General features: G+C 70.5%; 11 protein-coding genes and 1 riboswitch. Of the genes, 10 read left to right on the top strand and 1 reads right to left on the bottom strand.

The annotated features are described in order from the left end of the window. Positions 1-5: 5 nt before the first annotated feature. Positions 6-677 carry a vitamin K epoxide reductase family protein gene (locus AB0305_RS14140; protein WP_364135200.1) on the bottom strand — a complete coding sequence of 224 codons (672 nt, stop codon included), beginning with the start codon at positions 675-677 and terminating at the stop codon, positions 6-8. Positions 678-1,238: 561 nt separating this feature from the next. On the opposite strand from AB0305_RS14140, the gene AB0305_RS14135 reads away from it, so the two are divergent. The 10 genes from AB0305_RS14135 (at position 1,239) to AB0305_RS14090 (ending at position 14,220) form a co-directional block, all read left to right on the top strand. Then, positions 1,239-4,751 carry an Rne/Rng family ribonuclease gene (locus AB0305_RS14135; protein WP_364135203.1) on the top strand — a complete coding sequence of 1,171 codons (3,513 nt, stop codon included), beginning with the start codon at positions 1,239-1,241 and terminating at the stop codon, positions 4,749-4,751. Positions 4,752-4,933: 182 nt separating this feature from the next. Beyond that, a riboswitch (TPP riboswitch) is annotated at positions 4,934-5,031 on the top strand. Positions 5,032-5,191: 160 nt separating this feature from the next. Beyond that, entirely contained in the window at positions 5,192-6,703 is a 1,512-nt protein-coding gene (locus AB0305_RS14130; RefSeq protein ID WP_364135796.1) for a bifunctional hydroxymethylpyrimidine kinase/phosphomethylpyrimidine kinase, read from the top strand. Positions 6,704-7,068: 365 nt separating this feature from the next. Next, positions 7,069-7,377, top strand: a complete 309-nt coding sequence (rplU, locus tag AB0305_RS14125; RefSeq protein WP_290257883.1) for a 50S ribosomal protein L21 — start codon at positions 7,069-7,071, stop codon at positions 7,375-7,377. 61 nt (positions 7,378-7,438) lie between these two features. Then, a complete protein-coding gene (gene rpmA, locus AB0305_RS14120; protein ID WP_009372867.1) occupies positions 7,439-7,702 on the top strand; it encodes a 50S ribosomal protein L27 in 264 nt (87 codons plus the stop codon). A 115-nt stretch (positions 7,703-7,817) separates the two neighbouring features. Then, on the top strand, positions 7,818-9,407 hold the full coding sequence (gene obgE / locus AB0305_RS14115) for a GTPase ObgE (protein ID WP_364135206.1): 1,590 nt from the start codon (positions 7,818-7,820) through the stop codon (positions 9,405-9,407). Further along, the gene (gene proB / locus AB0305_RS14110; protein WP_364135209.1) at positions 9,397-10,554 is read left to right on the top strand and encodes a glutamate 5-kinase; all 1,158 of its coding nucleotides are present in this window, start codon (positions 9,397-9,399) and stop codon (positions 10,552-10,554) included. The genes obgE and proB overlap by 11 nt, the downstream gene beginning before the upstream one ends. Positions 10,555-10,580: 26 nt before the next feature. Beyond that, positions 10,581-11,912 (top strand): glutamate-5-semialdehyde dehydrogenase, encoded by a 1,332-nt coding sequence (locus AB0305_RS14105; RefSeq protein WP_364135212.1) that lies wholly within the window; start codon positions 10,581-10,583, stop codon positions 11,910-11,912. 80 nt (positions 11,913-11,992) lie between these two features. Next, complete coding sequence (locus AB0305_RS14100; protein WP_290257625.1) at positions 11,993-12,226, top strand: hypothetical protein; 234 nt, start codon at positions 11,993-11,995, stop codon at positions 12,224-12,226. Between the two features lie 13 nt (positions 12,227-12,239). Further along, on the top strand, positions 12,240-12,911 hold the full coding sequence (nadD, locus tag AB0305_RS14095) for a nicotinate-nucleotide adenylyltransferase (RefSeq protein WP_290257626.1): 672 nt from the start codon (positions 12,240-12,242) through the stop codon (positions 12,909-12,911). Between the two features lie 7 nt (positions 12,912-12,918). Then, the gene (locus AB0305_RS14090) at positions 12,919-14,220 is read left to right on the top strand and encodes a hypothetical protein (protein WP_364135216.1); all 1,302 of its coding nucleotides are present in this window, start codon (positions 12,919-12,921) and stop codon (positions 14,218-14,220) included. Positions 14,221-14,281 lie beyond the last annotated feature (61 nt).

Below are 14,281 nucleotides of genomic sequence, written 5' to 3'. Positions count from 1 at the left end.
GCCTCTTAGTAGCCGGACGTACCGACGAAGACCTGGATGAAGGCGAAGAAGATCGTGGCGACGACGGCGATGTAGAGCAGGGCGGTCAGGATCCAGCCGGACTCGCCCAGGATGCGGGTGGCGCCGGCGGGCATCGGAATGACGCCATGGGTGATGTTGCGGACGGTTACCCAGACGAAGAGCGGAATCATGGCCGCCCAGACGATCATGCAGAACGGGCAGAGGATGTGGATCGAGTACAGCGCCTGCGACCACAGCCACACCACGAAGGCGAAGCCCAGGGTCACGCCGGTCTGCAGCCCGATCCAGTACCAGCGGGCGAAGCGGGCGCCGGACAGCAGGCCCATGCCGGTGGTGATGATCACGGCAAAGGCGACGATCCCGATGAACATGTTCGGGAAACCGAAGAGTGAGCTCTGCCAGGTCTGCATCACCTGGCCGCAGGAGATCCAGGGGTTGACGTCGCAGACGGTGACGTGGCTGGGGTCCTTGAGGACGGCGAGCTTCTCCAGCACCAAGGCGCCGGAGGCGAGCCAGCCGACGACGCCGGTAATCACCAGCAGCCAGCCGAACGGCCGCGGCCGGGTCATCGACGGAACCTGCCGGTCCGCTTCGGCCGGTCCGTTGTCCCGTGCCGGGGTGGCCACGTCGTCAGGGGCGTGGGAGATGCTGGGCATGGATCGTTCGTCCTTTGCGTCGGTTCTCGGTGCTGGGTCTTCTCATGGTCAGGTTCTCTGTGTTCTGGTCCGTCGCGACCGTAGCGGTGGCTGCGGAACGGCGTGCTCAGGCCGATTCTATCGCCGGAGGCTGGACGAATCCCGGGTTCCGGTCCCGGCCACCCCCTCGCGTACCGGTGATTCGGTGTCATGTGCGTCCGGGATGTGTGGCCTAAGCCGGCATTTCCGAGTGCTGTGAGACAATGAAGCTGGCTGGGACGTGAACCACATTCGCGCTTCAGTCCGGCGACTTCGAATTCAAGACCGCCAATGAGGAGCAGGGATCTTCCCGGGTCTGATGATCCGGTTTTCCCGCAATGCCATTGGACGGCACCTGGTTGTGATGCATCGATCAACGGGTTCGCAGCGAAGCCGCCGGCCCTCCAGGGCTGCCGCACCCCAAGGCCAGTGCGAACCTGAGGGTATTCAATTGACTTCTGTCAATGCCTGCGGGTGTTGACAAATATATGCCCCCAGGGCGCCGGATGTGGCGGCGCATCAGGGGCAGGAGCGTGGCCTCATATGGATAATGAACAGCTGGAAACGGGCAACGACGAAGCAACGGTTTCCGACGCCCCCATGACCGACGGCGCAACCGCCACCGAGGTGCCGGAAAAGCCTAAACGGGCACCGCGCACCCGAAAGAAAGCGGCTCCCAAGGCCGAAGCGGCCGCACCGGCCGATGAAACCGCCGACGCCGCGGCTCCCGCCGCAGGCGCCGAAGCAGACGCTGCCAATGCAGACAACAGCGTCCCGGCCGATGCCGCGGAGGAACCCGCAGCGGAGAAGGCCCCGGCGCGCCGGACCCGCACCCGCCGCCAGGCCGCCCCGAAGGCAGCCGCAGCACCCGAGGCTGACGCCGCGGACGAAGCCCCCGCCCTCCTGACCGTTTCCGAGGCCGTGGCCCCCGCCGACGTGCCCGCCGATGCCGAGGCTGAGGCCGATGTCCCGCGCAAGCCGGTCCGCCGCCGGGCCAGCCGCGCCAAGGCTGCCCCCGCCGAGGTGCCCGCGGAAACCGTCCCGGAGGCCGGCGCCACCGACGACGCGCCCACGGTTGAAGCCGCCGCTGCCGCCCAGGACGCTCCCGCCGTCGCCTCCGAAACCCCCGGCGAGGAGGCCCCGGCAACGGAGGCCCCCGCCGAGGAGGCGCAGGAAACCCAAACGCCGTCGTTGTTCCTCGCCCCTTCCGCCCCCGGTGCCGTCACCTCCATGCTCTTCCAGGCCCCGGACCTCACCGCCGTCGTCCGTCCCGCCCCCGCCGCGGCAGCTGCCGAGGACACAGACACCGATGAAGACGACGAGGACGACGAGCAGGGCAACCGCCGCCGTCGCCGCAGCCGCGGCCGCCGTGGCCGCAGCCGGGTCGCCGGGTCCGACACCGACGCCGAGCCCGGCGACGAGGACGCCGAGGAGGGCCGCGAGGCCGCACTGGAGGACGGCGTGACGTCCCGCCGCCGCCGTCGCCGCCGCCGCGGTGACCAGGACCTCGAACTGACCGGCGGCAGCGACGACGACCCGCCCAACACCGTCACCCGAGTCCGCGCGCCGCGCACCGTCAGCGAAGCGCCGGTCAGCAACCGCGTCACCTCGGTCAAGGGCTCCACCCGGCTGGAGGCGAAGAAGCAGCGCCGCCGCGAGTCCCGCGACACCGGCCGCCGCCGCACCGTCATCACCGAAGCGGAGTTCCTGGCGCGCCGCGAATCCGTGGACCGGCAGATGATCGTTCGCCAGCGCGACGACAGAATCCAGATCGGCGTCCTCGAAGACGGCGTCCTGGCCGAGCACTTCGTGTCCAAGACCCAGCAGGACTCCCTGATCGGCAACGTCTACCTGGGCCGCGTCCAGAACGTGCTGCCCTCCATGGAGGCGGCCTTCGTCGACATCGGACGCGGCCGCAACGCCGTGCTGTATGCCGGCGAGGTCAACTGGGACGCCGTCAACCTCGAGGGCAAGCAGCGCCGGATCGAGAACGCGCTCAAGTCCGGCGACTCCGTCCTGGTCCAGGTGACCAAGGACCCGGTGGGCCACAAGGGCGCCCGGCTCACCAGCCAGATCTCGCTGCCCGGCCGGTACCTCGTGTACGTGCCCGGCGGTTCCATGACGGGCATCTCCCGCAAGCTGCCCGACGTCGAACGCAACCGGCTCAAGCGCATCCTCAAGGACCGCCTGCCGGAAGACGCCGGCGTGATCGTCCGCACCGCGGCCGAGGGAGCCTCGGAAGAGGAGCTGACGCATGACATCAACCGGCTCCGCGCCCAGTGGGAGGGCATCGAAAGCCAGGCCACGTCCACCAAGATCCTCGCCCCGGAGCTCCTCTACGGCGAACCGGACCTGACCATCAAGGTGGTCCGCGACGTGTTCAACGAGGACTTCTCCAAGCTGATCGTCTCCGGTGAGGAGGCCTGGGACACCATCGAGGCCTACGTCACCTACGTGGCGCCGGACCTGGTGGGCAGGCTCGAGAAGTGGACCAAGGACACGGACATCTTCTCCGCCTGGCGCATCGACGAGCAGATCCACAAGGCTCTGGAACGCAAGGTCTTCCTGCCGTCCGGCGGCTCCCTCGTGATTGACCGCACCGAGGCCATGACCGTGGTGGACGTCAACACCGGCAAGTTCACCGGCAGCGGCGGCAACCTCGAGGAAACCGTCACCAAGAACAACCTCGAAGCGGCCGAGGAAGTCGTCCGCCAGCTGCGCCTGCGAGACATCGGCGGCATTATCGTCATCGACTTCATCGACATGGTGCTCGAATCCAACCGCGACCTCGTTCTGCGCCGCATGGTGGAGTGCCTGGGCCGGGACCGGACCAAGCACCAGGTGGCCGAGGTTACCTCGCTCGGCCTCGTGCAGATGACCCGCAAGCGGATGGGCACCGGCCTGCTGGAAGTCTTCGGTGAGCAGTGCGAGGCCTGCGCCGGCCGGGGCGTCGTCACGCACGACGAACCGGTCGAGCACCGCCGCGCCAACACCGTCGCCGCGGAACACCATGTTCCGCGCACCGAGCAGCAGCCCGCCGCCCGCAACGAGCGCAAGCGCCGCCGCGGCAAGGGCGGCCAGGGCACCGAGGGCCAGCAGCAGCAGGTGCCGGCGGCCGGGCACCACGAGCCCACCGAGGCCGAGCGGCACGCCAAGGCCGAGGCCACCCGTGCAGCGCTGGCGAATATCGCGGCGGCCGCCCACGCGGCCCACCTGCACGACGGCGACGCCAGCGCAGCGCCCGACGCCGAGACACGGCAAGCGGCCCTGGACGCCGCCGTCGAGCTGGCCTCCACCGAGGAAGCAGCCGGCCGTCCCGCCGCCGTGCTGACCTTCGGGGGCGAGCAGGTGGCACTGCCCTTCGTCGAGCACGCCGAACAGGCGCCGCAGCCGGCCCTGACCCTGGACCTGCTGACTGAGGCGTTCGCCAACCTGGGCGACTCGGACTCGCGGAACCGCCAGTCCGGGACCACGGCGACCGCGGCCCGCGAGGCCGCCCCGTCCGTGGAAGCGCCGGCTGTGGAGGAACGGTCCGTGGATGCCCCTGCCCCGGAGGCTGAGGCACCCGCCGAGGCTCCGGCCGGCGGTCGGTCCGCTGACCAGTCCCGAGCCACCCGGGGCCGGGGACGTGCCCGCACGGCCCGGATCCAGCCGCCGAACGCCCGCAACCGTGCGGCCGAGCCGGAAACCCGTCGGGAAGCTGCCCCGCAGCAGGCTCCGAAGCAGGACACCCGGCAGCAGGAGGCTCCGAAGCAGGACACCCGCCGGCAGGAGGCTCCCAAGACGGCCGCGCAGACGGCGGCCCCCGTCGCCACCCGCACTCCGGCGGCAGCGGAACCGGCCACCGGCCAGCGCCGTCCGCGGCGGCACCGTAGTGCCAGCCGTGCCCAGGGGGCAGCCAACGAGACCGCCGTCGAGCAGCGCCGGCAGGCCTCCGCCCCGTCCGGCCAGGGCTCCGTCCACGAGGCCAAGGCACCGGAAACGGTCAAGCCGGTCGTCAAGGACAACGGAGGCCCGATCATCCTCGGCGTCGGCGTACCGGCCTCGGAGCTCTAAACCGCTCCGCCGCCGCACCACCCGGTACCGCTCAGTACCACTCGCGGGTATCTCCCGGACTCGACGTTTCGAAGCGTCGACTCCGGGCGGTACCCGCGAGCCGGTTAAGGGGAGTCCGGCCGGAGGTGGGACCGGGCAGAACGGGCCGCCGGGCAGCGAAACCGGGGAGGGGCGCTACGCTGGAACGCGACACGGGGTGCCGCGCATCGGGCCGGCTGAGATCCACACCCGTTGAACCTGTCCGGTTAGCACCGGCGAAGGGATGTCTCTTGTCTTCGACCCAACCCGCGGTAGCACCCGCGGCTCTCTCAACCACTCCCGCGGCCGGCGCCAGTTTCCTGCAGACGGTGTTCCCGGCATCCAGGGCCGACGCCGCCGGACCCGAGGCGTCGGCCGGCACGGCCCACGCGGCCACCGGGCGGGCCCCGGTCCCCAGGGTCCTGGCCATCGCCGGTTCCGACCCCTCCGGCGGCGCCGGAATCCAGGCGGACCTGAAGAGCATCGCGGCCATGGGCGGCTACGGCATGGCCGCCATCACCGCCCTGACCGCGCAGAACACCCGCGGCGTCCGGTCCGTGCACGTGCCCCCCGCCGCCTTCCTGACCGAGCAGCTGGACGCCATCGCCGAGGACATCACCATCGACGCCGTCAAGATCGGCATGCTCGGCGACGCCGGCGTCATCGACGCGGTGCGGGCGTGGCTGGAACGTACCCGGCCCGCCGTCGTCGTCCTGGACCCCGTCATGGTTGCCACCAGCGGTGACCGGCTGCTGCAGGAATCGGCCGTCGCGGCCCTGCACACCCTGCTGCCGCTCGCCGACCTGGTCACCCCGAACCTGGCCGAACTCGCCCTCCTGCTGGATGAACCGGTCGCCGCCGGCTGGGCGGAGGCGCTGGAGCAGGGCAAGCGCCTCTCCGCGCTGGCCGGAACCACGGTCCTGGTCAAGGGCGGCCATCTCGAGGAGGACGCCGACGGCGGGTGCCCGGACGCGCTGGTCAACAGCGCGGGACTGCCCGGCAGCGAGACCGTGGTGGTGCCGGGGGAGCGGGTCGACACCCGCAACAGCCACGGCACCGGGTGCTCGCTGTCCTCGGCCCTTGCCACGGCCTACGCCGCCGGCGGGGACTGGGAAGCGGCGCTGCGCCGCGTCAAGCCCTGGCTGCTGGGGGCGCTGCGCGAGGCCGTCCGGCTCGACGTCGGCACCGGCAACGGACCCGTCCACCACTTCCACCACCTCGCCCAGCCGGCGGAATCGGGGCCCGGGGCCGGCACGGAACACTTCACGGAACGCCTTAGGGAACCCGGCGACTTTGCCACCGGCCTCGAGCCCATCGCCGCGGAGGGCCTGTCGGAGATCTACGCCCTGGACTTCATCCGGGGCCTGGCCGACGGGACCCTGCCGGAGCACGAGTTCGCCTACTACCTCGGCCAGGACGCGCTCTACCTCAACGGCTACTCCCGGGTGCTCTCCCGCGCCGCCGCGCTTGCCCCGACGGAGGCCGAGCAGCTGTTTTGGTCACGCTCGGCCGCCCAGTGCCTGGAGGTTGAGTCGGAACTGCACCGCAGCTGGCTCGCCGGGCGCGCCGGCACCCCGCGGCAGGGTCCGGTTACCAAGTCCTACGTGGACCACCTGCATGCCGCGTCCCTGGCCGGCAGTTACGGGGTCCTCGTGGCCGCGGCGCTGCCGTGCTTCTGGCTCTATGCCGAGGTGGGCGCCGCGCTGCACGCACAGTTCCTCGCCGCGGGCGCGGACGAAGGCCACCCCTACGCCGCCTGGCTGCGGACCTACGCGGACGCGGCCTTCGCCGAGTCAACCCGGCAGGCGATCCGCTACACGGATGCCGCCGCCCGCCGCGGTTCCGCCGCCGAACGGGGCGCCATGACCGAGGCGTTCGTCCACTCGGTGCGCTTCGAGGTGGACTTCTTCGACGCGCCGAGGCTGCACGCCTGACCCGGAACGGGAGCCGCGGCCGGTAAGGTGGTGGGGCGCGGTTCCCGAAAGCGGCTGCGGCGCCCGGTCCGGTTCCTTGGAAAACGGCACTGTGGCACCGGTCACGCCCGACTCTCCGGGGCCTGCCTCGTTTGCGGCCGAAGGCGAAATTAGCGTAGTCTTGATCTTCGGTGCTTACGCCAACACTTGGGTTATGACCCTGAGGACCTGTCCACCCCACGCGGGACGGATGATCCACGGGATAGCTCATGGGTTCCCCCGGGGAACCTGCCGGCGTTGAGGCACAGCGTGAGCCGCTCCGGTATTTCGGGGCCAGGTTCCGCACGCAAATCTAGTAATAAACGTCGAGAGAAGTGAGTTCCCCAGTGGTGTACGCGATTGTCCGCGCAGGCGGCCGCCAAGAGAAGGTTTCTGTTGGAGACTTCGTTACCCTGAACCGCGTCCCCGGTGGAGCCGGCAGCACCTTTGAGCTGCCCGCACTGCTCCTGGTGGACGGTGACAAGGTCACGTCTGCCGCAGCGGACCTGGCTAAGGTAACGGTTACGGCTGAGATCCTGGAAGACCTCCGTGGTCCCAAGATCGTCATCCAGAAGTACAAGAACAAGACCGGTTACAAGAAGCGCCAGGGTCACCGTCAGGAACTGACCAAGGTCAAGATCACCGGTATCAAGTAACTTTCCGTTACTGATCAGGTTCCCGCAGTTTCCCAGAATTTTTTGAAGGCAGGCATTCCAAATGGCACATAAAAAAGGCGCGAGCTCCACTCGCAACGGTCGTGACTCCAACGCCCAGTACCTCGGCGTGAAGCGCTTCGGCGGCCAGGTTGTTTCCGCCGGCGAGATCATCGTCCGCCAGCGTGGCACCCACTTCCACCCGGGCGCCGGCGTTGGCCGCGGCGGCGACGACACCCTGTTCGCACTGACCCCCGGCGCTGTCGAGTTCGGCACCCGCCGCGGCCGTCGCGTCGTGAACATCGTGGCTGCTGCAGCCGCAGAGTAACACCTACGTTTCACAATCGGTGGGGCGGGCCAATGGGTCCGCTCCACCGGTGTTTTAACCGCATTACAATCATTCCGGGACCTTGCGGACCGGGAACAGCACTGAGGAGATCCACGTGGCCAGCTTTGTAGACCGGGTAGTACTGCACGTATCCGGCGGTACCGGCGGTCACGGGTGTGTCTCCGTCCACCGTGAAAAGTTCAAGCCCCTCGGCGGACCCGACGGCGGCAACGGCGGCAACGGCGGCGACGTCATCCTCCGCGTCGACCCCCAGACCACCACCCTCCTGGACTACCACCACGCCCCCCACCGGCACGCCACCAACGGCGGCCCCGGCATGGGTGACTGGCGCGGCGGCAAGAACGGCGAGACCCTGGTCCTGCCCGTTCCCGAAGGCACCGTCGTCAAGAGCAAGGACGGCACCGTCCTGGCCGACATGGTGGGGGAGGGCACCGAATACATCGCCGCCGCCGGCGGCCTCGGCGGCCTCGGCAACGCGGCCCTGTCCTCGCAGAAGCGCCGCGCCCCCGGCTTTGCCCTCCTCGGCATCGAGGGCGAATCCAGCGACATCGTCCTGGAACTGAAGTCCATCGCGGACATCGCCCTGGTCGGCTTCCCGTCCGCCGGCAAGTCCAGCCTGATCGCCGCCATGTCCGCCGCGCGGCCCAAGATCGCGGACTACCCCTTCACCACCCTGATCCCTAACCTCGGCGTCGTCCAGGCCGGCGACGTCCGCTTCACCATCGCCGACGTGCCCGGCCTGATCGAGGGCGCCAGCGAGGGCAAGGGCCTCGGCCACCACTTCCTGCGCCACGTCGAACGCTGCGCCGCCCTGGTCCACGTCCTCGACTGCGGCACGCTCGAATCTGACCGCGACCCGCTCTCCGACCTGGCCGTGATCGAGGCCGAGCTGGAGAAGTACGCCGTCGACATGAGCTACGCCGGCACCGACGGCGAGGTCGTTCCGCTGAATCACCGCCCGCGGCTGGTCGCCCTGAACAAGGTGGACCTGCCCGACGGCAAGGACATGGCCGAGTTCGTCCGCCCCGAACTGGAGAAGCGCGGCTACCGCGTCTTCGAAATCTCCGCCACCAGCCACGAGGGCCTGCGCCAGCTGGGCTTCGCCATGGCCGAGATCGTCAAGGCCGCCCGCGATGCCGTCGCCGCGACCCCGCCGAAGGTCGCCGCCCCGGTGCTGCGCCCCCGCGCGGTCAACGAATCCGGCTTCACCATCCGGCGCGAGGAACGCGGCATGGAGCCGCTGTTCCGCGTCCTGGGCGAAAAGCCGGTCCGCTGGGTCAAGCAGACCGACTTCACCAACGAGGAAGCCATCGGCTACCTCGCGGACCGGCTGGCCAAGCTGGGCGTCGAAACCGAGCTGTTCAAGCAGGGCGCCAAGCCCGGCGACGCCGTCGTGATCGGCGAGGACGACGGCGTCGTCTTCGACTGGGAGCCCACCATGATGGCCGGCGCGGAACTGCTGGCCTCCCCGCGCGGCACCGACATCCGCTTCGCGGACATCGGCGACCGGCCCACCCGCGGCCAGAAGCGCGAGGAACAGCAGGAACGCCGCGACGCCAAGGCCGCCGCCCGCGCCGAGCTGGAAGCCGAGCGCAAGGCCGGCATCTGGACCGAATCGGTCAGCGGCCGCCGCGCCCAGCAGCCGCTCAAGGAGAGTGGACTCGGCGACGCCGATGACCAGTAACGCCACCCGGGCCGGCGACGTGACGCCGGCAGTATTTCCCGGCCGGGCACTCCTGGCCGACGCGCGCCGGATCGTCGTCAAGGTCGGCTCCTCCTCGCTGACGTCCATCAAGGGCGGCATCGACGAGGAGGCCCTGACCGGCCTGGCCGACGCCCTGGCGCACAAGCGCAACGCCGGAACCGAGATCATCCTGGTTTCCTCCGGCGCGATCGCCGCCGGCCTGGCACCGCTGGGCCTGGAGAAGCGCCCCCGCGACCTCGCCACCCAGCAGGCCGCGGCGAGCGTGGGGCAGGGCCTGCTCATGGCCCGCTACACCCACGCCTTCGGCGCCCACGGGGTCACTGTCAGCCAGGTCCTGCTGACCGCGGACGACTTCATGCGCCGCAGCCAGCACACCAACGCGTTCCGCGCCCTGGACCGGCTGCTGAACCTCGGCGTCGTGCCCGTGGTCAACGAGAACGACACCGTCGCCACCCACGAGATCCGCTTCGGCGACAACGACCGGCTGGCCGCCCTGGTGGCCCACCTGGTCCGCGCCGACGCGCTGGTGCTGCTCTCCGACGTCGACTCCCTCTACGACGGGCCGCCCGCACGCGGCGCCCGGAGGATCCCGCACGTCGCGGGCCCCCGTGACCTCGAGGGCGTCTCGATTGGCAGCACCGGCAAGGCCGGCGTGGGGACCGGCGGAATGGTCACCAAGGTGGAGGCAGCCTCGATCGCCGCCGGCTCCGGCATCCACGCCCTGGTCACCTCCACCCCGAACGCCGCCGCCGCACTGGCGGGGGAGGACGTGGGCACCTGGTTCTCCGTTAACGGCGCCCGCAAGCCCATCCGGCTGCTATGGCTGGCGCACCTCGCGTCCGTCCAGGGCCGGCTGGTGCTCGACGACGGCGCCGTCCGCGCCGTCCGGGAACGCCACACCTCCCTGCTGCCAGCCGGCATCACCGCCGTGCATGGGGACTTCGAGAGCGGCGACCCGGTGGAGATGGTCGGCGCCGACGGCACCGTGATCGCCCGCGGGCTGGTCAACTACGGCGCCGGGGAGCTGCCGCAGATGCTCGGACGCTCCACCATGGACCTGGGCCGCAGCCTGGGCCCTGGCTACGAGCGCGAAGTTGTTCATGTTGACGACCTGGTGCTGGTCTGACCCACCCACTCGCCTAAACTTGGAGCATGACTGAGGCCCTGACTTCGCACCCCGACCTGCCCCTGAACGACACGCCTGCCGCAGGCCTGCCGCCGGCGGCCCCGGGTGTCGAAGCCGCGGTCCACGCGATCGCCGACCGGTCCCGCGCCGCCTCGCGCGAGATGGCCCGCGCCAACCGGGCCTGGAAGGACCGCGGCCTGCGCGCCATCGGCGCCGCCCTCCTGGAGCACCGGGGCACCATCCTCGCCGCCAACGCCAAGGACGTCGCCGCCGGCCGCGCCAACGGCACCTCCGCCGCGCTGCTGGACCGGCTGACGCTGAACGACGCCCGGATCGAAGCCCTCGCCGCGGCGCTGGATAACCTCGCCGGCCTGCCCGACCCCGTGGGCAACGTGGTGCGCGGCCAGACCCTGCCGAACGGGCTCCGGCTCCGGCAGGTCAACGTGCCCATGGGCGTCGTCGCCGCCATCTACGAGGCCCGCCCCAACGTCACCGTGGACATCGCCGGACTGGCGCTCAAGAGCGGCAACGCCGTGATCCTGCGCGGCGGCAGCGCCGCAGCCGAAACCAACATCGCCCTGATCAACGTCCTCCGCGACGCCCTGGTCTCCGTTGGGCTGCCCGCGGACGCCGTCCAGAGCGTCGACGAATACGGCCGCGACGGCGCCAACGTGCTGATGCGGGCCCGCGGCCGTGTGGACGTCCTGATTCCACGCGGCGGCCGGGACCTGATCCAGACCGTCGTGACCAACTCCGCCGTCCCCGTCATCGAGACCGGCGAGGGCAACGTGCACATCTTCCTCGACGCCTCCGCGGACGAGAAGATGGCCGTGGAGATCCTCCTCAACGCCAAGACCCAGCGGCCCAGCGTCTGCAACACGGTCGAAACCCTCTTGGTGCACTCGGGGTCCACCGTGCTGCCCGCCGTCGCCGACGCCCTCCGGGCCGCCGGGGTCACCCTGCACACCGACGCCCGCGTCACCGCCGCGCTGCCCTCGGTGGAGACCGTGTCCGCCACGGACGTGGACTGGGCCACCGAGTATATGGACCTGGACCTCGCCGTAGCCATGGTCGACAGCATGGACGAGGCACTGGCCCACATCCGCTCCTGGTCCACCGGCCACACCGAGGCGATCGTCACCAACGACCTCGCCAACGCCGAGCGCTTCATCGCGGAGATTGATTCCGCCGCGGTGATCGTCAACGCCTCCACCCGGTTCACCGACGGCGGCGAGCTGGGGTTGGGCGCCGAGGTGGGGATCTCCACCCAGAAGCTGCACGCCCGCGGTCCGATGGGCTTGACCGAACTCACCACCACCAAGTGGATCGTGCAGGGCGAGGGCCAGGTCCGGGCCTAGTCACGCGGTACCATGGACTAAAGCCAGGAACGGCGGGATCCTCCGCCGTCGTCCATTTGTAGAACTCACTAGGGGAGAACATGCTGTTTCAGCAGATCGCCACGTCCGTTGCCGCAGCAGTGGCGCACGAAGAACCCGCTCCGCTCATCGCGCCGCCTTACGTGATCGGCGGCACGATGTTCGTGCTCCTCCTGGTCCTGATGTTCATCACTCTTTCCTACGGCAACCTGGGCAAGCGCCACAGCGCCGTCGAAGAGCACGCTGACCCGCACCGCCAGCACCCGAACAAGCACGACCACGGCCAAGGCCACTAATATTTCCGCCATCATGAAGCCGCACGGCGCAACACGCCGCCTGCGCCTGGGTGTGATGGGCGGCACGTTCGATCCGATCCACCACGGGCACCTGGTGGCCGCCAGCGAGGTCGCGGCCAAGTTCGGCCTCGACGAGGTGGTGTTCGTACCCACCGGGCAGCCGTGGCAGAAGAGCAGCAAAAAGGTCACCCAGGCCGAGCACCGGTACCTGATGACCGTCATTGCCACAGCGTCCAATCCGCGCTTCACGGTCAGCCGCGTGGACATCGACCGGCCCGGTCCGACGTACACCATCGACACCCTGCGGGACCTGCACACGCAGCGTCCCGACGCGGACTTGTTCTTCATCACCGGAGCGGACGCCCTGGCGCAGATCCTCTCCTGGAAGGACATCAACGAGCTCTGGTCGCTGGCGCACTTCGTCGGGGTGACGCGTCCCGGCCACGTCCTGGACGGCATGGGCCGCGACGACGTCACGCTCCTGGAGATTCCGGCGATGGCGATCTCGTCCACGGACTGCCGCGCCCGCGTGGCCGCCGGCAACCCCGTCTGGTACCTGGTGCCCGACGGCGTGGTGCAGTACATCGCCAAGTACGGGCTCTACGACGGCCAGCCGGAAACGGAACTGGACGTCCACCAGGTCCGCCCCGTCCTCCAACCACACCTAACCGCCAGTACCGAGTGAGCCTCCCATGAGTCAGGAACAGCCTCCCATCCGCAGCCGACGCGAACTGCGCCGTGCCAGGGATGAACGGCAGGCAGCGGAACCGGATAACTCCGGGAGCGCCGATACCCCCGGGAACCCGGGGAGTGCCGGCGCCGGTTCCGGCTCCCCGGAGAACGCCGCCGCTGCACGGCAGTCCCGGCCCGTGGAACCCACCGAGGCCGAGACCACCGGCCGCCGCCGGATCCCCGGCCCGGTAGACACCGTGCGCCGCGAGTCGCCCGCCGAGCGGTCCTCCCAGGTCCGTGCCCGTGACCGGGCCGCCCTGCGCACCATCAAGGAACTCGCCGAGAAGGAGGGCCAGCTCTCCCCGGGCGGCCCGCCCACCCGCCGGCAGCTGCGCCTCCAGCAGCTGGCCGAGGAAACGGCTCCGGCCACGTCGGCCAACCCGATCGTGCCGATGCCCTCGCCGCGGACGCAGCGGCACCCGGTGGTGGCTCCGAAGCGGGACGCCCCACCCGAAGCGGCTCCGCAGCAGGCTCCCGAAACGGCGGACGCTCCGGAAGCACCGGCCGCCCCGGAGGGCATGAGCGTCGAGCAGGCCCTTGCCGCCCGGGAACTCCTGGCAGCCCAGGCCCGCAACCAGGTGGCGAAGATGGAGCACATTGCCGCCACCGACCCCGACGCCGTCGACCCCGAGGTCCTGGCGCAGCAGATCGCCCTGGCCGAGCGGGCCGCCGTCCTGAACCGGCGCGCCGCGGCCAAGCAGAAGCTTGCCGAGCAGAACAGCCAGCAGGCACCCCGGACCACCGCCGGCGTCCCGGAGGCGGGGGCCGAGGGATCCGCCCCCAAACCCGGCGCCCCGGACAACGGGCCCTCCACGGCCAGCAACCTGGCCATGGTCACCCCGCTGGAATTCGTCGAGGTGCCCGGCATGGAACGCCCGGTGATGAAGCGCCCGGCGACCTCCTACGTGCCGCTCGTAACCAACCAGGGTCCGAAAGTCCAGCCCCGCACCGGCCGCCGTCCGGCCAAGCAGCAGCGCGACGCCGGCCGCACCGGGGTCCTGGCCCGGGCCGAAGCCGCGGCCAAGGCCGGCCGGCGTCCCGCAGCAGGGGACCAGGTCCAGGACACGCAGGCGCAGGAAGACCTGGCCGCCCGTCCGCCGGTCGCCGCCAACGCCGCCTACGGACTGGACCCGCTGGACGCCTCCACCGCCGGGCTCGGCCGGGCGCGGCGGCTGCACCTGCTGCAGCTCAGCGTCCTGGCCCTCGGCGTCCTGGCCCTCGTGGCCGGCGTCATCCTGATCATCACCGGCATGGGCCACTGACGCGGTCCCTGCCCGTCGCCCGCCCTCGTCACCAGCTTTCACCGTCCGGCCCCGGGCCGGC

The organism is Arthrobacter sp. NPDC080086 (assembly GCF_040702285.1).
This window is presented reverse-complemented; position numbering and strand designations above follow the sequence as displayed.